The sequence below is a fragment of the Paucibacter sp. PLA-PC-4 genome, from assembly GCF_026241155.1.
Classification (GTDB): domain Bacteria; phylum Pseudomonadota; class Gammaproteobacteria; order Burkholderiales; family Burkholderiaceae_C; genus Roseateles_E.
The window spans coordinates 232,177-252,702 of the sequence record NZ_JAPFGP010000005.1 but is presented as its reverse complement, the minus strand read 5'-3'; the positions used below and the strand labels follow the sequence as shown (position 1 = coordinate 252,702).

Here is a 20,526-nt window from a genome sequence, read left to right as displayed (position 1 = left end):
GCCGGCTGTGAGCATGCATGACGCGCCGCGGAAAAAAGAAAAGGCGCCCGAGGGCGCCTTTGTCATTCATGCGTGCAGTGCAGCTCAGTAGCCACCGCGGTTGCCACCGCCGAAGCCGCCACCGCCGGAACGGCCACCGCCGCCACCGCCGTAGCCGCCGCCGCCGGAACGGCCACCGCCGCCACCACCGCCGCCGTAACCACCACCACCACCGCCGCCGCCGAAGCCGCCGCCACCGGAGCGACCACCGCCGCCGCCACCGAAGCCGCCGCCGCCCGAACGGCCACCGCCGCCGAAGCCGCCCGGACGCTCTTCACGAGGACGGGCCTCGTTCACGACGATCGCGCGGCCGTCCAGGGCCTGACCGTTCATGCCGTTGATGGCGGATTGCGCCTCGGCGTCGGATGCCATTTCCACAAAGCCGAAGCCCTTGGAACGACCGGTATCACGATCCATCATGACCTTTGCGGAGGTCACAGTGCCAAATTGACCGAATGCTTCTTGCAGCGATTCGTCGCGCACGCTATAGGCCAGGTTGCCTACGTAAAGCTTGTTTCCCATGGGGAAGCCCTTTCAATACCAAAAAACCATGTGGAGCTTCTCCATCGTGAACCATTCAAGCGAAGGTGCGGCTTCCAGACACAGGTAAACGATTATGGGTGATGGGTCCAGGCCGGCGCAAAGCGCAAGAGTCAAGTGTTGTTTTTCAGCTTCTGAGAGAAAACCCGGAAAACCGTTCCGATCGCACGCCGGCAGACACACTGAAGACGCAGTGATGACTGGCTATCATCGCGGCCACCGAACTCCCCACCCATGTCCCAGAAAATCTCGCTCCAGGCGCTCAATCGCGTGCTCTCCAGTCTGGACGCCGCGCGCAACGGCCCGGCCCTCTACGCCCTGCTGAGCACCTTTTGCGTGGCCGGACTGCTGCTGGCGATGGCCGAGTCGGCGCTGGCCCGCAGTGAGACGCCCTGGGGGGTGGTCTGGGCCGGGCTGGCGCTGACGGTCGCTTTTTATGGGGTCAACACCACCGGCCTGCTGCTGATGGACCAGGCGCTGGGCCGGCCGGTGCGCGATGTGCAGGACGCCTTGCGCGATGCGCTCCTGGTAGCGCATCGGGTGCTGTTGAGCCTGGCCGTCGTGCTGGGTCTGCTGGGTTTGGTGCTCGCGGCACTGCTCGCTCTGCTGTGGGCAGCCAGGCTGCCCTGGCTGGGAGCGCCGCTGTTCGCACTGACGGTGCCGCTGGGGGTGTTGCTGCTGGGGCTGAGCTCGTTTGCTGTGCTGGTGCTGGTGGGGCCGCTGACGGGGCCCTCGGTCTGGGCCGGCCAGACCGTGCGGCCGACGCTGCGCCTGCTGGCACGCCAGCTGCGCGGCGGTCTGCTCGATGCGGCGGTGCTGATGGCGGGGGTGCTGCTGCTGACCGCCGTGGTCAGCGCGGCGGTCTCTTTTGTCGTGGTCAGTGGCGCGCGGGCCATGTCCTTGCTGGCGATCTGGGGCGCCGATATCAGCCTGCCGCCGCAGCAGCTGATGGCCGGTCTGTTCGGCTACGGCCTGCGCAGCCTGGGCGCGGCCGGCGCGCCGGTGGCCGGCAGCCCGCAAGGCATGGCGGCCTTGGTCGGCGGCGGTGTGGTGTTTGCGCTGGCCCTGGTGCTGCCGGCCCTGATCTATCTGCGCGGCTGCTGCGCGGTCTATCTGGCGCTGCGCGAAGTGCCGGACGAAGGCCTGTGAGCAAGCCCGCCTTTGCCCCGCGCATCGCCAGCCTGGTGCCCAGCCTGAGTGAGCTGCTGGCCGCCCTGGGTCTGGCGCCGTGGATGGTGGCGCGTACCGGCTTTTGCATCCACCCGGCCGAGGTGATGGCGGCCGTGCCCAAGGTCGGTGGCACCAAGGATGTCAATCTGGCCAAGCTGCGCCGGCTCGCGCCGACCCATGTGCTGGTCAATATGGACGAGAACCGGCTTGACACGGTGCAGGCGCTGCGCGAGTTTGTGCCCGAGATCGTCATCACCCATCCGCAGGGCCCGGCCGACAATCTGGCGTTGCTGGATCAGATGGTCGGCTGCTTCGGCGCCCTGCCGGGCGTGCGCGAGCGCGCCGAGGCGCTGGCCCAGGCCCTGCACGCCGAGCAGGCGCGCTGTGCGGCGCAGGCCTGGCCGGTCCAGCGGGTGCTCTATCTGATCTGGCGCGAGCCCTGGATGACAGTGGCGCGCGACACCTATATCGCCCGCATGCTGGCCCAGGTCGGCTGGCAGAGCTGGCCGGCGATCGAGGGCGGGGAGACCGGTGCGGCCCGCTATCCGGTGCTGTCCGGCACGGAGCCCTGGCTGTGCCAGATCGACCGCGTGCTGCTGAGCTCTGAGCCCTACCGCTTCGATGCCTCGCATCTGGCCCTGGCCCAGACCTTGTGTGCGCAGGCTCGGGTGCAGTTGGTCGACGGCGAGCTGCTGAGCTGGTATGGCCCTCGGGCGGCCCAGGGTCTGGCCTATTTGCGCGGCTTGGCCGAGCGCTGACAATGCCGCGATGGATCTGTACAAACCCCTGATCGCACTGCTGGCCATCGTCAATCCGATTGGCGTCGTGCCCTTCTTCATCCATTTCACGCAAAGCTTCACGCGCCAGCAACGCCAGCGCACGATACGGGTCAGCGCCTTCACGGCCTTTTTGGTGATCGGCATCAGCGCGCTGGCCGGCCTGAAGATCATCGAGTTCTTCGGCATCTCGCTGGCCAGTTTCCAGGTCGGCGGCGGGACTTTGCTGCTGATCAGCTCGATCCAGATGCTGAACGCCCAGCCGGCCGAGACCCGCAAGGAAGATGTCGCCGAGGGCGCCAACAAGGCCGACGCCGGTGCCAGCATCGCGGTCGTGCCGCTGACCATTCCGCTGCTGACCGGCCCGGCGACGATCTCGACCATGGTCATCTATGCCGAGAAGACTCGCCACTGGTGGGAGCTGGGCGTGCTGGTCGGCTACGGCGTCGTTGTCGGCCTGGTGACCTTCGCGGTCTTCACCGCCTCGGGCCGCATCGCGCGGGTGCTGGGCCAGACCGGCATCAACATCATGACCCGTCTGATGGGCCTGATCCTGGCCGCGCTGGCGGTGGAGCTGCTGGCCGATGGCTTGACCAAGCTATTCCCGGTCCTGGCCTCCCACATCGCACGCTGATGGTCCGTTGATGAGCGAAATTTTGCTGCTGGAGGACGACCCGGCCATTGCCCAGACCGTCGTCTTCGCGCTGCAGCGTGAGGGCTTTGCGCTGACCCATTGCAGCTGGCTGCATGAGGCCCGCGCGCGGCTGACGCAGCACGAGCCCGCGCTGGCGATCTTCGATGTGGGCCTGCCCGACGGCAATGGCCTGGACCTGTGCCGAGAGCTGCGCGCCGCCGGCAGCCGGCTGCCGCTCTTGATGCTCAGTGCTCGCAGCGAGGAGCTGGACCGCGTGCTGGGCCTCGAGCTGGGCGCCGACGACTATCTGGCCAAGCCCTTCAGCCCGCGCGAGCTGGTAGCGCGGGTGCGGGCGCTGCTGCGCCGCGCGCAGGCGCCGGTGGCCGCACCGGCGCCGCAGGGTTTTGTGATCGAGGCCGGGGGCTCGCGCATCCGCTTTCAGGGCCAGGTGCTGGACCTGACGCGCCGCGAGCTGGGCCTCTTGAGCCGGCTGCTGGCCGCGCCGCAGCGCATCCACAGCCGCGAGACCCTGCTCGACGCCGTCTGGGGCCATGAGGCCGACAGCGGCGACCGCACGGTGGACACCCACATCAAGACGCTGCGCGCCAAGCTGCGCGCGGTGGCGCCCGAGCTGGACCCGATACGCACGCATCGCGGCCTCGGCTACTCGCTTGAATAGATCAAGCATGCGCCTCGGTCTGCGTTTGCTGTTCTGCTTCTTCCTGATTGCCGGCCTGTCGGCCTTTGTCGTGCTGCGCGTCGTGCTGGCCGAGGTGAAGCCCAGCGTGCGCGAGGTGATGGAAGACATCATGGTGGACACCGCCAATCTGCTGGCCGAGCTGGCGCAGGACGATATCGCCGCGCTGCCGGCAGGCGCTGACCTGGCTGGCAGCCGCTTCGCGCAGCGCGTCACGGACTATGCGCAGCGCCCGGTCGATGCCCACATCTGGGGCCTGCGCAAGCAGAGCCTGGACTTTCGCATCTATGTGACCGATGCCCAGGGTCGGGTCTTGCTTGACTCGGGCCCGCGTCCTGCCGTCGGCGAGGACTACTCGGGCTGGCGCGATGTGGCGCGCACCCTGCGCGGCGACTATGGCGCGCGCTCGACCCGCATCACCGAGGGCGACGACCGCAGCTCGGTGATGTATGTGGCCGCGCCGGTTCGCCGCGGCGACGCCATCATCGGCGTGGTCACCGTGGCCAAGCCGCTGGCCACGGTGCAGCGCTTCATCGACCGTGCCGAGCGCCGCATCCTGATCGCCGGACTGGCGCTGCTGGGACTGTCGATAGCGCTGGGCGTGGCCGTGACCCTGTGGCTGGTCTGGCATGTGCGGCGGCTGCGCGACTATGCGCGCCAGGTGCAGGCAGGCCTGCCGCAACAGCCGCCACCCAGCGTGCCCGGTGAGCTGGGCGAGCTGGCGCGGGCGATGGCGGCGATGCGCGAACGGCTCGACGGGCGCGAGCACATCGAGCACACGGTGCGCGCGCTGACCCATGAGCTCAAAAGCCCGCTGGCCGCCATGCGCGGCGCCGGCGAACTGCTGCAAGACGAGCTGGCCCCGGCCGACCGCCAGCGCTTTGCCGGCCAGGTGGTGGCGCAGAGCGAGCGCATGGGCGAGCTGGTCGAGCGCCTGCTGGAGCTGTCCAAGCTGGAAATGCAGCAGGCCCCGGCGCATCCGCAGCGGCTGCGCGTCGACGCGCTGGTCGAAGCCGTGCTGGCCCCGCTGCATGACCGCCTCCAGCAGCAAGACCTGACCCTGCTATGGCAGCAGCGCGCATCGCTTGAGGTGATGGCCGATCGCGAGCTGCTGGAGCTGGCCCTGAGCAATCTGTTTGGCAATGCGCTGAACTTCGCGCCGGCCGGCTCGGTGCTCGAACTGAGTCTGCAGGCCGTCGATGGCCGGGCCGTGTTCGCGCTGCGCGACCAGGGCCCTGGCGTGCCGCCGGCTGCCTGGGCTCAGCTGGGTCAGCGTTTTTTCTCGACCGCCCGGCCCGGCAGCCTGCGCAAGGGCTCGGGTCTGGGCCTGGCCATCGTTGGCCAGGTCGCGGCCCTGCATGGCGGCAGTCTTGAATTCGAGCCGGCTGAGCCCGGCCTGCGTGTGCTGTTGAGCCTGCCGCTGGTCTGACTTCACCCCCGCTTCACAAACTTCCTCATCGCCACACCGGCGTTCGCGAGACTGCCTGCGTCACAACACAGAGGAGTCCGTATGGGATCGCGCGCCGTGGTTTGGAAACTGCTCATCCTTGCAGGCGTCAGCCTGCTGCTGAGCATGGTGCTCTTGCGCATCGGCTGGCTTGTCGACGAGCGCCAGGCCCGGCAGCACGAAGCGGTGGCCAGCGTCGAGCAAGCCCAGGCCGGCGCGCAGACCCTGCTCGGACCCTTGCTGCTGCGCCATTGCACGGAGGAATGGGAGACCTTGGTGGTGGACGAGAACCAGGAGCGTCGCCGCAGCACCGCCAAGCGCGATTTCGTCATCAGCGCTGTGCCCGATCGACTGCAGGTCGGCGGTGCGCTGAACCAGGAGGCGCGCTACCGTGGCATCTTCAAGGTCAACGGCTACGCCGGCCGCCTGCAGCTCGACGCCAACTGGGCCTCGCTGCAGGCGCTGGAGCCGCCGCGCCCCCAGCAGCCCGGCGGTCGGGTGCAGTGCGCCCGGGTGCAGGCGATGCTGGCCAGCAGTGATGCGCGCGGCCTGCGTGGGGCCGCGCTCAAGCTCGGCGAGCAGGCCTTGGCCGTGAAGCCCGGCACCGGCCACCCGGCCTATGTGCGCGGTCTGCACGCGCCGCTGCCCGAAACCCTGGCGCTGGATATGCCGCTGACGCTGCAGCTGAGCCTGGAGCTGGCGGGCACCCAGCGCTTTGCCCTGGTGCCCGCCGCCGCCGCGACGATCTTGGACCTTCGCTCCGACTGGCCGCATCCGAGCTTTGGCGGGCGCTTTCTGCCCAGCTCGCGCGAGGTCGGCGAGGACGGTTTCAGTGCGCAGTGGCAGGTCTCCGAGCTGGCCAGCACGGCCCCGGCCGATGTGTTGCAGCACAAGGTGGTCGGCGGCCTGGGCGGCAGCGGCAATCAGGAGATCGACACCCTGGAGTTCGCGATGGTCGATCCGGTCAATCCTTATGTGATGAGTGACCGGGCGATCAAGTACGGGTTGATGTTCATCTTGCTGACCTTTGTCTGCGTCGGCCTGGTCGAGCTGATGTCGGGCCGCCGGGTGCACCCGGTGCAGTACCTGCTGGTCGGCCTGGGTTTGAGCGTGTTCTTCCTGCTGCTGCTGAGCCTGTCAGAGCACCTCAGCTTCGGCCTGTCTTATCTGCTGGCGGCCGGCGCGGCGGTGGCTTTGCTGGGCTACTACGGCGCGGCGATGCTGGGCGCCTGGCGGCGGGGCCTGGGCTTTGGCGCGGGGGTCTGCGGGCTGTATGCGGCGCTGTATGTGCTGCTGAGCCTGGAGCAGGCCTCGCTGATCGTCGGTGCGCTGCTGCTGTTTATCGTGCTGGCCGCTGTCATGGTGCTGACAAGACGGCTCGATTGGTATGCCTTGGGCGCATCTGCAACAGCAGCGCCGCCGAGTCGGTAGGAACGCCATTGCCGCGCGATGCCGACTGCGCCAGCATCGCGGCATGGCTCTGACTTTCGACTACATCATCATCGGCGCCGGGACGGCCGGCTGCCTGCTGGCCAACCGGCTCAGCGCCGATGCTTCCAAGCGCGTGCTGCTGCTGGAGGCCGGTGGCAAGGACGACTACCACTGGATCCACATCCCGGTCGGCTATCTCTACTGCATCGGCAACCCGCGCACCGACTGGCTGTACCAGACCGAACCCGATGCCGGCCTGAACGGCCGCGCGCTGCGCTACCCGCGCGGCAAGGTGCTGGGCGGCTGCTCCAGCATCAACGGCATGATCTATATGCGCGGCCAGGCCCGCGATTACGACGGCTGGGCTCAGGCAGTATCTGATCCTGCCTGGCGCTGGGACGAAAGCCTGCCCTTCTTCAGGCAGCACGAGAATCACTGGCGGCTCGACGGCGGCCAGGGCAGCGAAGCGTTCAAGGCCCTGCACGGCCATGGCGGTGAGTGGCGGGTCGAACGCCAGCGGCTGCGCTGGGACATCCTCGATGCTTTTGCCCAGGCCGCGACCCAGGCGGGCATCCCGGCCACCGAGGATTTCAACAGGGGCAACAACGAGGGCGTCGGGTATTTCGAGGTCAACCAGCGCGCCGGCTGGCGTTGGAACACCGCCAAGGCCTTCTTGCGCCCGACCTGCTACGGTCGGCCGAACTTCGAGCTGTGGACCGGTTCGCAGGTGCAGCGGCTCACATTGGACCGCGGTGCCGACGGTGCGCTGCAGTGCAGCGGCGCCGTGGTGATGACGCCGCACGGGCTGGAGACCGTTGCGTTGGAGCCCGGCGGCGAGGTCTTGCTGGCGGCCGGCGCGATTGGCTCGCCGCAAATCCTTCAGCTCTCCGGCATCGGCCCGGCGGGGCTGTTGCAGCAGCACGGCATCGAGGTCCAGCAGGAGTTGCCCGGCGTCGGGGCCAATCTGCAAGACCATCTGCAGATCCGCGCGGTCTTCAAGGTGGCGGGTGCCAAGACCTTGAACACCCGGGCCGCAAGCCTGTTCGGCAAGGCGCTGATCGGCCTCGAATATGCGTTCAAGCGCAGCGGGCCGATGAGCATGGCGCCCTCGCAGCTGGGTGCCTTCGCCAAGAGCAGCCAGGACAAGGCCTGGCCCGATCTGCAGTACCACGTCCAGCCGCTGTCGCTTGATGCCTTCGGCGAACCGCTACACGGCTTCAATGCCTTCACCGCCAGCGTCTGCAATCTGAACCCGACGAGCCGCGGCACGGTGCAGATCCGTTCGGCCGATCCGCAGGCCGCACCAGCGATCGCGCCGAACTATCTGAGCACCGAGCAGGACCGCCGCATCGCCGCCGACAGCCTGCGGCTGACCCGACGCATCGTCGCGCAGCCGGCGCTTGAGCCCTACAAGCCCGAGGAGTTCAAGCCCGGCCCGCAGTACCAGAGCGACGAGGAACTGGCGCGCTTGGCTGGCGACATCGCGACGACGATCTTCCACCCGGTCGGCACCTGCAAGATGGGCCGCGCCGATGATGCGATGGCCGTGGTCGACAGCCGGTTGAGGGTGCGCGGCGTCGCCAGGCTGCGCGTCATCGATGCCAGCGTGATGCCCAGCATCACCAGCGGCAACACCAACTCGCCGACATTGATGATTGCCGAGCGGGCGGCGGCCTGGATACGCTCAGGGGAGTGACGGACCCATGACGTGATCGGTCATCGCCAGTAGATCGGTGAACAGCCGGTCGGGTGCAGACAGCGCGACCGGTTCGCCGCCGTTGTAGCCATAGGGCACGGCCCAGGCGGCGAAGCCGGCGTTGCGGGCGGCCTGCACATCGATGCCTGAGTCGCCGATATGGGCGCAGCGCTCGATGGCCACCCCCAGCGTTTGCGCCACATGGCTGAGCACGCGGGCATCGGGTTTTTTCTGCGGCAGCGAGTCGCCGCCGATCACCAGGTCGAACTGTCCCGCCAAGCCGGTGCGCTCGAGCACGCGCAGCGCATGGCGCAACTCCTTGTTGGTGACGCAGGCGAGCTTCAGGCCGGCCGCGCGCAGTATCAGCAAGGCCTCGATCGCGCCGGGGTAGAGACGGGCGGAGCTACCCGCCGTTTCGGCATAGCGCGCATCCAGACTCTGTAGCAACCCATCGATGGGCAGTTCGGTCGAGGGCTGGACGCCCATCTGCAGGAGCAGCTTGCGCATCAGTTCATGCGTGCCGGCACCGATCAGCAGCAAGATCTGGTCCGGCGGCTGGGGTGCCAGGCCATGATCCTGCAGCGCCAGGTTGACGGCGTGGGCGATCTCAGCGGCGGTGTCGACCACGGTGCCGTCCAGATCGAAGCTGATCAGCCGGTAGGCCGGCGGACTCACAGGGAACCCAGCGCACGCTCGCGCCGCTCCATCATGCGCCAGATGAAGGGCGTGAATATCAGCTGCATGGCCAGCTCCATCTTGCCGCCGGGCACGACGATGGTGTTGGCGCGCGACATGAAGGAGTCATGGATCATGCTCAGCAGGTACTGGAAGTCGATGCCTTTGGGCTTGGCGAAACGGATCACCACCATGCTCTCGTCCGGCTGCGGGATGTCGCGGGCGATGAAGGGGTTGGAGGTGTCCACCATCGGCACGCGCTGGAAGTTCACATGGGTGTGGCGGAACTGCGGGCAGATGTAGTGCACATAGTCGGGCATGCGGCGCAGGATGGTGTCGGTGACCGCCTCGGTGGAGTAGCCGCGCTTGGACTTGTCGCGCCAGATCTTCTGGATCCACTCAAGATTGATCACCGGCACCACGCCGATCAGCAGGTCTGGATGGCGGGCGATGTCGACCTCGGGCGTCACGACCGCGCCGTGCAGACCCTCGTAGAACAACAGCTGGGTATCCGGGGCCAGGTCTTGCCAAGGGGTGAAGGTGCCGGGCGGCTGCTGGTAGGGCGCGGCCTCGTCGGCATCGTGCAGATAGTGGCGGTAGCGGCCCTGGCCGCACTCGCCGTAGCTGCGGAACAGCTGCTCGAGCTCGGCGAACAGATTGTTCTCCGGCCCGAAGTGGCTGAAGTGGCCGTTGCCGGCCCGCTCCGCTTCGGCCTGGCGGGCCTTCATCTCGGCGCGGTCATAACGGTGGAAGCTGTCACCCTCGACCAGCGCGGCCCGCACGCCCTCACGCCGGAAGATGTTCTCGAAGGTACGAGTGACCGAGGTGGTGCCAGCGCCTGAGGAGCCGGTGATCGCGATGATGGGGTGGCGTTCGGACATGTCAGTGCTGCCCGGCCGCCCGAAGGCGCTGACGCGCCCCCTTGGGGGGCAGTGAACGAAGTGAGCGTGGGGGCTGCATCATCTCAAGCCTCGGCTCTAAAGAGGCCGCGCTCGGCGAACAAGGGCGTGGCGCTGTCGTGGCTGGCCGGCTCGTGGTGGTAACGCTCGATGCGCTCGACCTCCTCGCGCGAGCCGAACACCAGGCCGATGCGCTGGTGCAGCTCACCGGGCTGCAGGGCGAGAACAGGCTGGCGCCCGGTGCTGGCGCGCCCGCCGGCCTGCTCGATCAGGAAGCCGATCGGGTTGGCCTCGTAGAGCAGGCGCAGGCGGCCGGCCTTGGCCGGGTCCTTGCTGTCCTTGGGGTAGAGATAGACGCCGCCGCGCAGCAGGATGCGATGGGCCTCGGCCACCACGCAGGCGATCCAGCGCATGTTGTAGTCCCTGCCACGCGGTCCGCTGCGGCCGGCCAGGCATTCATCGACAAAGCGGCGCACTGGCGGCTCCCAGAAGCGGCTGTTGGAGCTGTTGATCGCGAACTCCTGGGTCTGCGCCGGCACCCTCATATCCGGGTGGGTCAGCATGAACTCGCCCAGGCCGGGGTCCAAGGTGAAGCCGCTGACACCCCGGCCGACGCTGAGCACCAGCATCGTGCTGGGTCCGTAGATCGCATAGCCGGCGGCCACCTGCTGGTCGCCGGGTTGTAGGAAGTCGGCCTCGGTGACATCGCGATCAGCTTCGCGATGCGGTGCTCGCAGGATCGAGAAGATGCTGCCCACCGACACATTGACATCGGTGTTGGACGAGCCGTCCAGCGGGTCGAACACCAGCAGGTATTTGCCGCGCGGGAACTGCGCCGGGATCTGGTACGGCTGGGCTATCTCCTCGGAGGCCATGCCGGCCAGGCGCCCACCCCACTCGTTCAGGCGCACGAAGAGATCGTTGCTGATCACGTCCAGGCGCTTTTGCTCCTCGCCCTGCACATTGAGCTCGCCGCCGGCGCTGCCGTGGGCCCCGGCCAGCTCGCCGTAGGCCACGGTGCGGGCAATCGCCTTGCAGGCGAGCGCCACATCGAGGATCAGCGCGTTCAGGTCTCCGCCGGCCTGCGGGAAGCGCCGTCGCTCCTCGATCAGGAACTGGGTCAACGTGGCGCGGCCGCTGGGAAGAGAACTGCGCGAGGGCGCCAACGGCGCGTGGATGTCGGCATGCATGAGGTCAGGCCTCCGTGGTTTCTTGGAAGAGCCGGCTGGCGCGGATGTCGGCTGCGCTGATGGTGCTGAGCTCCGCGCGCGTCAGCACCCGCTCGCGGTCGGCGAAGAGCCGGCTGGCCTGGCGCAGACGCGCGCGGTCCAGCGCATTGCGCACGCTGCGCGCGTTGGCAAAGCGGGGCTGTGCCATGCGGCGGCGCAGGTACTCCTGCAAGGCCTCGTCGGCACCCTCGTCGAGCTGGTAGTGCTGGCTGCTGAGCATCTGGCGGGCGATGCTGAGCAGCTCGGGCGGTGAGTAGTCGGGGAAGCTGATGTGGTGGGCGATGCGCGAGCCGAAGCCGGGGTTGCAGCGGAAGAAGCTGTCCATGCGGTCCTGGTAGCCGGCCATGATGACGACCAAGTCGTCGCGCTGGTTTTCCATCACCTGAAGCAGGATCTCGATGGCCTCCTGGCCATAGTCGCGCTCGTTCTCGGGGCGGTAGAGGTAGTAGGCCTCGTCGATGAAGAGCACGCCGCCCATGGCCTTTTTCAGCACTTCCTTGGTCTTGGGCGCGGTGTGGCCGATGTACTGGCCGACCAGGTCGTCGCGCGTCACCGCCACGAGGTGGCCTTTGCGCACATAGCCGAGCTTGTGCAGGATCTCGGCCATGCGCATCGCCACGGTCGTCTTGCCGGTGCCCGGGTTGCCGGTGAAACACATATGCAGCGAGGGCGCGTTCGCGGCCAGACCGTGGGCGGCGCGCAGGCGGTCGATCACCAAAAGCGCGGCGATATCGCGCAGCCGCTGCTTGACCGGCGCCAGGCCGATCAGCGAGCTCTCCAGCCCGGCCAGCACGGTCTCGACCTGGCTTTGCGCCAGCACCTCGGCGACGGTGCAGGCAGTCGGTGCCGACGGGGGCGGCTCGGCAGGCACCGCCCCCGGGACGGCGTAGTGCGGCGCGTTCATATCAATACCGCTCGCCTTCAGGGCGCTGGGCGGCGTAGCCCGCCATCGTGTACTGCATCGTGCGGCCGGCGCCTTCGTGGCGGGCGATACCGAAGCCCGGCTCTTTGGCCGGCCGGTTGACGATGAAGCTCATCGCGATGCTCTCGATGCCGCGCGTGTTGTCAAAGGCCATCAGACGGATGTAGTGCTGCGGGAAGGTTGAGCGGCATTGCTGCAGCTCCAGCATCACCCCCGCAGCATCCTTCAGGTCGAACATCGGCATGCCGAACATCTCCCAGTAGGTGTTGCGCGGATGTGGGTCGTCGGTGTACTCGACGCTCCAGGCGTAGCCTCTGTGCAAGCCGTAGTCGATCTGCGCCGAAATCTCGGCGTCGCTGAGCTCGGGCAGGAAGCTGAACTGGCCCTGGGTGATGCGACCGGTGGGGTTGCTCATCATGGTGGATCTCCTCAAGCCATCGTCGGGGTGACGGCGTAGTCGCTGGTGTCGGTGGAGGCATAGTTGAAGGACACTTCGCCCCAGGTGTCGAGCGCCTGCTTCAGCGGCGTGCAGAAGCGGGCCGCCGCCTGCAGGATGGCTGGACCTTCGTGGACGATGTCGCGGCCTTCGTTGCGGGCCTTGACCATGCACTCCAGCGCCACGCGGTTGGCCACCGCACCGGCCTGGATGCCGGCCGGATGGCCGATGGTGCCGCCGCCGAACTGCAGCACCACGTCGTCGCCCAGGTAGTCGAGCAGCTGGTGCATCTGGCCGGCGTGGATGCCGCCGGAGGCCACCGGCATCACCTTGCGCAGATCTGCCCAGTCCTGGTCGAAGTAGATGCCGCGCGGCAGGTCCTGGCGGGTGTGGCTGTCGCGGCAGACGTTGTAGTAGCCCTGGGTGGTCAGCGGATCGCCTTCGAGCTTGCCGACGATGGTGCCGGTGTGAATGTGGTCCACCCCCGCCAGCCGCATCCATTTAGCGATGACGCGAAAGCTCACGCCATGGGTCTTTTGCCGTGTATAGGTGCTGTGTCCGGCGCGGTGCAGGTGCAGGATCATGTCGTGCTTGCGCGCCCAGTTGCTGATGCTCTGGATCGCGGTGTAGCCGATCACCAGGTCGATCATGATGATCACGCTGCCGAGTTCCTTGGCGAATTCGGCCCGCTCGTACATGTCCTCCATCGTCGCGGCCGTCACGTTGAGGTAGCTGCCTTTGACCTCGCCGGTGGCCGCACTGGCCTTGTTGACCGCGTCCATCACGTAGAGAAAGCGGTCGCGCCAGTGCATGAAGGGCTGGGAGTTGATGTTCTCGTCGTCCTTCATGAAGTCCAGCCCGCCCTTCAGGCCCTCGTAGACGACGCGGCCGTAGTTGCGACCCGACAGGCCCAGCTTGGGCTTGGTGGTGGCGCCCAGCAGCGGGCGGCCGAACTTGTCCAAGCGCTCGCGCTCGACGATCAGGCCGGTGGGTGGGCCCTTGAAGGTCTTGACATAGGCGAAGGGCAGGCGCATGTCCTCCAGCCGCAGCGCCTTCAGCGGCTTGAATCCGAAGACATTGCCGATCACGCTGGCGGTCAGATTCGCGATCGAGCCCTCCTCGAACAGGATGATGTCGTAGGCGATCCAGGCGAACCATTGCCCCGGAGTGCCGGGTACGGCCTCGACCTTGTAGGCCTTGGCTCGGTAGCTGTCGGACGCGGTCAGCCGGTCGGTCCAGACGACGGTCCAGGTGGCCGTGCTCGATTCGCCTGCCACGGCGGCCGCCGCTTCGATCTCGTCCACCCCGTCCTGCGGCGTAATGCGGAACAAGCAGATCACGTCGGTGTCCTTGGGCACGTAGTCGGGGGCCCAGTAGCCCATCTGGCAGTACTTGAGGACGCCGGCGCTGTAGCGTGTTTTCGCGTCGGTGATCAGACCTTGTTCGACCGGCTTGTTCATCTGTCGTCTCCTGGCGGGGCTGGGGTTGACGCAGACTAAGCGGGGGCTCGGATAAAGAGAATTCAGATATTCTTGGCTGTCACTTCAGGTTTTCCTGAAGACAGGAGGGCTCATGCTCAACGCCACCTTCCGCCAGCTGCGCGTGTTTTGCGAGGTCGCCAAGGGGTTGAGCTTCGCCCGCGCGGCCGAAACCTTGCACCTGACGCCCCCGGCGGTGACCATGCAGGTCAAGGAGCTGGAGGCGCAGCTGGGCTTGCCGCTGTTCGAGCGCCAGGGGCGGCAGGTGTCACTAACGACGGCGGGCGAGTACTTCCTGGTCTACGCGCGCCGGCTGCTGGCCACTTTGAAGGAGGCCGACGATGCGATGGCCCGCTTCAAGGGCATCGAGAGCGGGCTGCTGTCGGTGGGCCTGGTCAGCACGGCCAAGTACTTCGTGCCCCAGTTGCTGGCCCGCTTCCACGAAGAGCATCCGGGTGTGGAGGTGCGGCTGTCGGTGTGCCAGAACCGCGAGCAGCTGGTGGCAATGATGCAGCTCGGCGAGGTCGATCTGGCCGTGATGGGTCGCCCGCCCAAGGAGCTGGCGACCCGCGCCGAGCCCTTCGCGGCGCATCCCCAGGTGTTTGTCTCGGCGCCAGGCCATGCGCTGGCCGCACTGGACCATGTGCCGGTCGACGCACTGGCCAACCAGCCCTTCATCGCCCGCGAGCTAGGCTCGGGCACCCGTAAGGTGATGGACGGCTTCTTCCGCGAGCATCGCATCGCCCCGCGCCTGACCATGGAGATGCCCAGCAACGAGACCATCAAGCAAGCGGTGATGGCCGGCATGGGCGTGGCCTTTTTGTCGCTGCACACGCTGGGCCTGGAGCTGCGCACCGGCGTGCTGCGGCTGCTGGAGGTCGAGCACACGCCGGTGATGCGCACCTGGAACCTGGTGTGCCTGCAGTCCAAGCTGCTGTCACCGGCGGCCGAGGCTTTCCGCTACTTCATGCTGGAGCATGCGGAAGCCCATCTGCTCGCGCATGACGAGCCGCTGCTGGGCGACAGGCCCCCGTTCTCAGCCTGAGAAGCGTTGCTCCAGATAGGCCAGCAGCGTGCGAATCGTCTGCGCCTCGCCGCCGATCGGGCGCCCGGCGCGGGCCACATCATTCCACGCGAACAAGTCGATATGCAGCCAGTCCTGGTTTTCGGGCACGAAGTACTCGAGGAAGAGCGCGGCGGTGACTGCGCCGGCCAGCGCAGTCTTGCCGGTGTTGACGATGTCGCCGATCGTGCTCTCGATGCTGGCCTTATAGGGCGCCCACAGCGGCATGTGCCACAGCGGGTCGTCCAGTTTCAGGCCCAGGTCGACCAGATCGCGGGCGGTGTCGAAATGCTTGCTGAACAGCGCAGGCAGCTGCGCGCCCAGCGCCACGCGGGCGGCGCCAGTCAGCGTCGCCAGGTCGATGATCAGCTCGGGCTTGTGCTCCGAGGCATAGGCCAGTGCGTCGCTGAGGATCACGCGGCCCTCGGCATCGGTGTTGCCGACCTCGATATGCAGGCCCTTGCGGGTCGGCACCACATCGCCGGGCCGGTAGGCATTGCCCGAGATCGCGTTCTCGACTGCCGGGATCAGCACCTGCAGGCGCACCGGCAGCTTCAAGGCCATGATCAAGCTGGCCAGCCCCAGCGCATTGGCGGCACCGCCCATGTCCTTCTTCATCTGGCGCATGCCTTCGCCGCCCTTGATGTTCAGGCCGCCGGTGTCGAAGCAGACGCCCTTGCCGACGATGCTCAGGCGAGGTGCCTTGGGCGAGCCCCAGTTCAGCTCGATCAGGCGCGGTGCCCGGTGGCTGGCGCGGCCCACCGCATGGATGGCCGGGAAGTTTTGCTTCAGCAGCGCGTCGCCGACGACTTGCTGGAACGTTGCGCCATGCTGTTTGGCCACCAGCTGGGCGGCCTTGGCCAGCTCCTCCGGGCCCATATGCTCAGCCGGGGTGTTGACCAAATCGCGGGTCGCAGCCATCGCGGTGGCCATCGCCAGGCCGCGCTGGGCCTCGGGGCTGTTGGTCAGCACCAGGGTGGCTGGCGGGCGGCGACGCGGCTTATAGAGGTCGAACTGATAGCCGCCCAGCTCCCAGGACAGTGCGGCCGCCTCGGCGCCCATCACCAGCCCGTCCTCGGCCAAGGCATAAACGCCTTCTGGCAGGGCTTGCGGCAGCGCGGACAGTGCAAACGGTGCATGGGCGTGCGCCACGCCGGCGAACACCCTGCCCAGCTTGCCGTCCGGCCCAGGCACCAGGGCCAGGCTGTCGGGCGTGCCGACAAATCCCAGCGTCGCCAGCCAGTGGCGGGTCGGCGCAGGGAGCTGAGGAGCAAGGGCCTGGAAGGCGGCGCGGTCGACCACGGTGATGGCGATGGCGCTGGCGGGAGCAGACTTTTTGAGTTGAACCGTCATGGCTGATGGGGTTGAGCAGGTCGCCCATTCTCCCGCAAGCCGCTCAACAGCTCTGTTGCAGCCGCGACAGCAGGGCCTGGGCGGCCGGGCTGGGTGCACGGGCCGGGCCGGGGCCTAGCGCGGCCAGCAGGCGCTGGGCAGTGGCCAGCTGGGGCGTCACCGGACCGATGAAGCGCAGCTGCTGGCCCTGGCCGACCAGCAGGGTCGGGAAGGTCTCGACCTCCAGATCGCCGACCAGTTCTGCATCGTCCTCGATGTCGACCCAGACAAAACGGTAGCCCGGGTGCTGCTCGCGCAGCGCGGCGAAGACCGCGTGGTAGTCGTCGCAGACCCGGCACCAGCCGGCGCACAGGCAGGCGACCAGGATGGCGGGCGGCGGGGCGGCTTCGGCGGGAGGCGGCATGGCGCTGCACTGTAGCGAGAAAGCCGCAAAGATTTGTTGCAAGTCTCTGTCAACCGCCCCAGTTTGGACGGCGTTGTGCCCATACCCGCAGGTAATTGCACCAAGTCGGGCTGGAGAAGAAGGCATCAGCCATGAAAAGTCAGCAGCACCAACAGCAACGCAACGAATCTCAAGTCCGTCCCCTTGCAATGGCGGAGCTGAATACCGACAAGGGCCGCAAGCACGAGGCTTTCGAGGCCGGCAGCTTGGGCAGCGACCGCCGCAGCCTGGCGCGCGCCCTGCGTTTCGATCGCAAGCGCTGAACCGCAAATGCACCGTTGGGGTGCATTTTCAGGCCAGCGGCGCCAGGAGCCGCTCTAGATCCTGCTCGGTGAACTTGGCCGCATCGGCCCCGTCACTGCCCAGCACGCCCTCGGCCAGTGCCAGTTTGCGGGCCTGCAGCTCTAGCATCCGCTCTTCGATGCTGCCCTCCACCACCAGTTTGAAGACAAACACCGGCTTGTCCTGACCGATACGGTGAGCCCGCGCACTGGCCTGCGCTTCGACGGCCGGGTTCCACCAGGGATCGACATGAATCACCGTGTCGGCAGCCGTCAGGTTCAGCCCCACGCCGCCGGCCTTCAGGCTGATCAGCATCAATGGACACTCTTCGGCTTGGAAGCGCCGCACGATCTCGCCGCGCTGCGCCACCGGTGTGGCGCCGGTCAGCATCAGAAAGTCCTGTTCCTGCTGCCTAAGCTGATCGGCGATCAGGCTCAGCATCTCGGCGAACTGCGAGAACACCAGGACCCGCCGCCCCTCGGCCAGCAGCTCCGGCAGCATCTCAGCCAGCAACTCCAGCTTGGCGCGCTCGGTGTCGGGCTTGATTTGTTCCACATCCTTCAATAGCAGCGGGTCACAGCAGACCTGACGAAGCTTCAGCAAGGCGTCCAGCACGGTGATCTGCGAGGCCCCGAAGCCGCGCCGCTGCAGTACGCGCCGCACCTGGGTGTCGGCCGCCACCCGCACGCTCTCATACAGATCGCGCTGCTGGCCATAAAGCCGCACCCGTCGCGTCACCTCGGTCAGCGGCGGCAGCTCGGTGGCCACCTCATCCTTGCGCCGGCGCAGGATGAAGGGACGTACGCGCTGGGCCAGGAGCTGGGCGCGCAGGCTCTCGCCATTGACCTCGATGGGCTTGCGCCAGAGCCTGTAAAAACTGCGTTCGTCGCCCAGAAAACCCGGCATCAAAAAGTCGAACTGGGCCCACAGCTCGCCCAGATGGTTCTCCAGCGGCGTGCCGGTCAGCGCCAGCTTGTGCCGCGCGCGCAGGCGCCGCACCGCCTTGGCCGCCCGGCTGCCGGCGTTCTTGACCGTCTGCGCCTCGTCCAGTATCAGCAGATGCCAGGGCTGGGTCGCCAGCGCCTCGATATCGCGCCACAAGAGTGGGTAGGTCGACAGCACCAGGTCGTAGTCGGCCAGGCGCGGGAAGTGTTCGTGACGATCCGGCCCATGCAGCAGCAGCACGCGCAGCTGCGGCGCGATGCGCCGCGCCTCGGCCAGCCAGTTGAACAGCAGCGAGGTCGGCAGCACGGCCAGCGCTGGCCGGTCGGCCATACGCCCAGCCTGTTTTTCGAGCAGCAGATGGGCCAGGGCCTGGGCCGTCTTGCCCAGACCCATATCGTCGGCCAGGATGCCGGCTAGGCCCTGTTCGCGCAGGTACTGCAGCCAAGCCAGGCCGGCGAGCTGGTAGTCGCGCAGCGTCAGCCCCAGGCCTTGAGGCGCTGTGACCGGCCGCGCCGAGCCGGCCGCACGGAGCTTCTCGGCCATCTGCCGCAGTCCGGCATCGCCGTGGATTTGCCAGCCGGCGCGACCCTGGTCCAGCAGCTCCAACCTGCCAGCATCCCAATCGCTGAGCTGCAGCGGGCCCTCGGCTCGCTTGGGGTCTGACAACAGGTCCACCATCGCGCCGAGGATGGGCTTGAGGATGGAAGCCGGCGCCTCGATGCGGCGCCCGCCCGGTGCGTGCAGCAAGATGATGGACAGCTCGTCGATGGCTGCGATCTGCTCAGCGTCAAACCAGCGCGCGTCGCGGCGCAAGAGGTCGGCAATCATCGGCGCCAGATCCAGGCTTTCGCCCTCAATCTCGACGCCCAGGCTCAGCAGCCACGCGCCCTCGCGGGCCGGCAAGCTCAGCGGGTTGATGCGGATGCGCCAGGCTTCGCCGGCCACCGCTCGGTGCGCGAAACCCGGCCGCGCCTCGACCGCCCAGCCTAGCTTCTGGAGCTCGGGCACACGCTCGGTCCAGAACTCGCCGAAGAACTCTTCCTGCAGCATGGTCCAGAGCTGCTCATGCCCATCGACAGCCGCCGGGCTGCGCCATTGCAGAGCGGCCGGATCCAGCGGCAGCAAGCCCAGGGCCCAGAGCTGGTCGCGCGCCTCGGCCTCGGCGCCAAGATCGCGCTGAAGCCGGCGCCCGCTCTCCAGCGTCTGGGTCGGGCCTGGCCGGCTGTTCAGCAGCGAGCGCGGCGCGGGCGTGGTCCAGAGCAGGCCATCGGCCAGCCGGTAGGTCCAGTCCACCTGTGCGACCGTGACCACATCGTTGCGCGGACCCAGCTTGCCGCTGGGGCTCAGACCCAACAGACCGTCGCCACGACCCAGGGTCTTCAGGGTCAGGCGCGGGCGAAACTGCGCAGACTCGCCAGCAGGCTCGGGCGCTAAAGGCTTGGGCAAGGGTGGTGCTGGCGGTAAGGCATCGCCGAGCAGCAGGTCCATCAGTTTGGCCGCATCGGCCTCGGGCAGGCGCGGCAACTGCTGCAGCTCGGCGCGGCCGGCCTTGCGGCGCAGCGCCTCCACCCAGGTGTGCAAGAGCTGCGCGCGCAGCGGCGCATCGGCCTCGGTCTGCAGCTTCAACATCAGCGCCGCCGCATGCTCGCAAAAGCGCGCCGCGCGGCAGCTGCACAGCGCGCTGTAGTGCGGACTGCCATCGCGGCCCGCCACGCCCTGCAGCGCCATCTCGTAGACCTGGCCGTGCGGGCCGGGGAAGCGCGCGCTGGCGCCATGGGCGTCCTGCCGGATATCGCTCAGCTGATGCTGAACCTCGGCGCCGCGCTTGAGCCGCCCGCGCTCGAACAGGGTGCGCAGCGTGGCTGCTTCGGGGGGCCAGAGGCGGGGGGTGGGAGATGGCTTTGCGGCGGACGACATGGCGGCGCCGATTGTCTCCGGCCGGGCGCAAGGAATATAGGGCAGCATCTGGCGGCTGGAAGCTGTAAGCGGCGTGGGATCTTCTGGGGGCGATGGACCTCTTCTTCTGTTTGGTCAACGCCGGGACGGCGAACAGACGGAACACACATCGCCACTGCCGCTGCGGATTGCACGGTTTCGGGTTGGCATTGCAGCGTCTGCGGTCAGTCAGGTTGCGGTGATAGCGATAGCGCCTATCGGCCAGGAGCAGTCACAGCGGCGATGTCTGCATAGCGGGAACTCCTTGCAGCAAACGGATGGGGGTCATGGGTCTGGCCCATGCGGTCTGTCAGCGTACGTTTGTCCACCAGGCAGCTACCGGCCCTGACAACTGGCCGCTCGAAGGCAAGTCTTCGATAAAGATGCCAAAAAAACCGTGCAACTCATGCCACGCCAGCTCCTGCCACTCACGCACG

The 20,526-nt window shown here is 67.5% G+C and carries 19 protein-coding genes; 9 read left to right on the top strand and 10 right to left on the bottom strand.

Features of this window, described 5'->3' with window-relative positions; genetic code table 11:
* Positions 1–84: 84 nt before the first annotated feature.
* Complete coding sequence (locus OOZ63_RS10255) at positions 85–561, bottom strand: RNA recognition motif domain-containing protein (protein ID WP_266005355.1); 477 nt, start codon at positions 559–561, stop codon at positions 85–87.
* 252 nt (positions 562–813) lie between these two features.
* Here OOZ63_RS10255 and OOZ63_RS10250 point away from each other — a divergent pair, with 252 nt between their 5' ends.
* The 7 genes from OOZ63_RS10250 (at position 814) to OOZ63_RS10220 (ending at position 8,430) form a co-directional block, all read left to right on the top strand.
* Positions 814–1,728: a hypothetical protein gene (locus OOZ63_RS10250; protein ID WP_266005354.1), complete on the top strand. Its 915-nt coding sequence runs from the start codon at positions 814–816 to the stop codon at positions 1,726–1,728.
* Entirely contained in the window at positions 1,725–2,507 is a 783-nt protein-coding gene (locus tag OOZ63_RS10245; protein WP_266005353.1) for a helical backbone metal receptor, read from the top strand. Before OOZ63_RS10250 ends, OOZ63_RS10245 begins: the two co-directional genes overlap by 4 nt.
* 10 nt (positions 2,508–2,517) lie before the next feature.
* Positions 2,518–3,159 carry a MarC family protein gene (locus tag OOZ63_RS10240; protein ID WP_137944941.1) on the top strand — a complete coding sequence of 214 codons (642 nt, stop codon included), beginning with the start codon at positions 2,518–2,520 and terminating at the stop codon, positions 3,157–3,159.
* Positions 3,160–3,169: 10 nt separating this feature from the next.
* Positions 3,170–3,838 carry a two-component system response regulator CreB gene (gene creB, locus OOZ63_RS10235; RefSeq protein WP_266005352.1) on the top strand — a complete coding sequence of 223 codons (669 nt, stop codon included), beginning with the start codon at positions 3,170–3,172 and terminating at the stop codon, positions 3,836–3,838.
* A 7-nt stretch (positions 3,839–3,845) separates the two neighbouring features.
* On the top strand, positions 3,846–5,285 hold the full coding sequence (gene creC / locus OOZ63_RS10230) for a two-component system sensor histidine kinase CreC (RefSeq protein ID WP_266005351.1): 1,440 nt from the start codon (positions 3,846–3,848) through the stop codon (positions 5,283–5,285).
* 81 nt (positions 5,286–5,366) lie between these two features.
* A complete protein-coding gene (gene creD / locus OOZ63_RS10225) occupies positions 5,367–6,734 on the top strand; it encodes a cell envelope integrity protein CreD (RefSeq protein ID WP_266005350.1) in 1,368 nt (455 codons plus the stop codon).
* A 43-nt stretch (positions 6,735–6,777) separates the two neighbouring features.
* Complete coding sequence (locus OOZ63_RS10220) at positions 6,778–8,430, top strand: GMC family oxidoreductase (protein WP_266005349.1); 1,653 nt, start codon at positions 6,778–6,780, stop codon at positions 8,428–8,430.
* Here the strand turns inward: OOZ63_RS10220 and OOZ63_RS10215 are convergent.
* The 6 genes from OOZ63_RS10215 to OOZ63_RS10190 form a co-directional block, all read right to left on the bottom strand.
* Positions 8,419–9,105, bottom strand: coding sequence for an HAD-IA family hydrolase (locus tag OOZ63_RS10215; protein WP_266005348.1), 687 nt, complete (start codon positions 9,103–9,105; stop codon positions 8,419–8,421). The two genes, OOZ63_RS10220 and OOZ63_RS10215, sit on opposite strands and share 12 nt — an antisense overlap.
* Positions 9,102–9,986, bottom strand: a complete 885-nt coding sequence (locus OOZ63_RS10210; RefSeq protein ID WP_266005347.1) for a phosphoribulokinase — start codon at positions 9,984–9,986, stop codon at positions 9,102–9,104. Before OOZ63_RS10210 ends, OOZ63_RS10215 begins: the two co-directional genes overlap by 4 nt.
* 83 nt (positions 9,987–10,069) lie before the next feature.
* Positions 10,070–11,194 carry a class 1 fructose-bisphosphatase gene (locus OOZ63_RS10205; protein ID WP_266005346.1) on the bottom strand — a complete coding sequence of 375 codons (1,125 nt, stop codon included), beginning with the start codon at positions 11,192–11,194 and terminating at the stop codon, positions 10,070–10,072.
* A gap of 4 nt (positions 11,195–11,198) precedes the next feature.
* Positions 11,199–12,137 carry a CbbX protein gene (gene cbbX / locus OOZ63_RS10200; protein WP_266005345.1) on the bottom strand — a complete coding sequence of 313 codons (939 nt, stop codon included), beginning with the start codon at positions 12,135–12,137 and terminating at the stop codon, positions 11,199–11,201.
* Position 12,138: 1 nt separating this feature from the next.
* Positions 12,139–12,573 (bottom strand): ribulose bisphosphate carboxylase small subunit, encoded by a 435-nt coding sequence (locus OOZ63_RS10195; protein ID WP_266005344.1) that lies wholly within the window; start codon positions 12,571–12,573, stop codon positions 12,139–12,141.
* Between the two features lie 11 nt (positions 12,574–12,584).
* Positions 12,585–14,051: a form I ribulose bisphosphate carboxylase large subunit gene (locus OOZ63_RS10190; RefSeq protein ID WP_266005343.1), complete on the bottom strand. Its 1,467-nt coding sequence runs from the start codon at positions 14,049–14,051 to the stop codon at positions 12,585–12,587.
* Positions 14,052–14,163: 112 nt separating this feature from the next.
* Here OOZ63_RS10190 and OOZ63_RS10185 point away from each other — a divergent pair, with 112 nt between their 5' ends.
* A complete protein-coding gene (locus tag OOZ63_RS10185; RefSeq protein WP_266005342.1) occupies positions 14,164–15,114 on the top strand; it encodes a LysR family transcriptional regulator in 951 nt (316 codons plus the stop codon).
* Here the strand turns inward: OOZ63_RS10185 and OOZ63_RS10180 are convergent.
* Both OOZ63_RS10180 and OOZ63_RS10175 read right to left on the bottom strand, forming a co-directional pair.
* Positions 15,106–16,485: a leucyl aminopeptidase family protein gene (locus tag OOZ63_RS10180; RefSeq protein ID WP_266005341.1), complete on the bottom strand. Its 1,380-nt coding sequence runs from the start codon at positions 16,483–16,485 to the stop codon at positions 15,106–15,108. The two genes, OOZ63_RS10185 and OOZ63_RS10180, sit on opposite strands and share 9 nt — an antisense overlap.
* 43 nt (positions 16,486–16,528) lie before the next feature.
* The gene (locus OOZ63_RS10175; protein WP_266005340.1) at positions 16,529–16,888 is read right to left on the bottom strand and encodes a thioredoxin family protein; all 360 of its coding nucleotides are present in this window, start codon (positions 16,886–16,888) and stop codon (positions 16,529–16,531) included.
* A gap of 131 nt (positions 16,889–17,019) precedes the next feature.
* On the opposite strand from OOZ63_RS10175, the gene OOZ63_RS10170 reads away from it, so the two are divergent.
* The gene (locus OOZ63_RS10170; protein WP_266005339.1) at positions 17,020–17,190 is read left to right on the top strand and encodes a hypothetical protein; all 171 of its coding nucleotides are present in this window, start codon (positions 17,020–17,022) and stop codon (positions 17,188–17,190) included.
* Between the two features lie 28 nt (positions 17,191–17,218).
* Here OOZ63_RS10170 and OOZ63_RS10165 read toward each other — a convergent pair whose 3' ends face one another.
* Positions 17,219–20,071 (bottom strand): DEAD/DEAH box helicase, encoded by a 2,853-nt coding sequence (locus OOZ63_RS10165; protein ID WP_416234718.1) that lies wholly within the window; start codon positions 20,069–20,071, stop codon positions 17,219–17,221.
* Positions 20,072–20,526 lie beyond the last annotated feature (455 nt).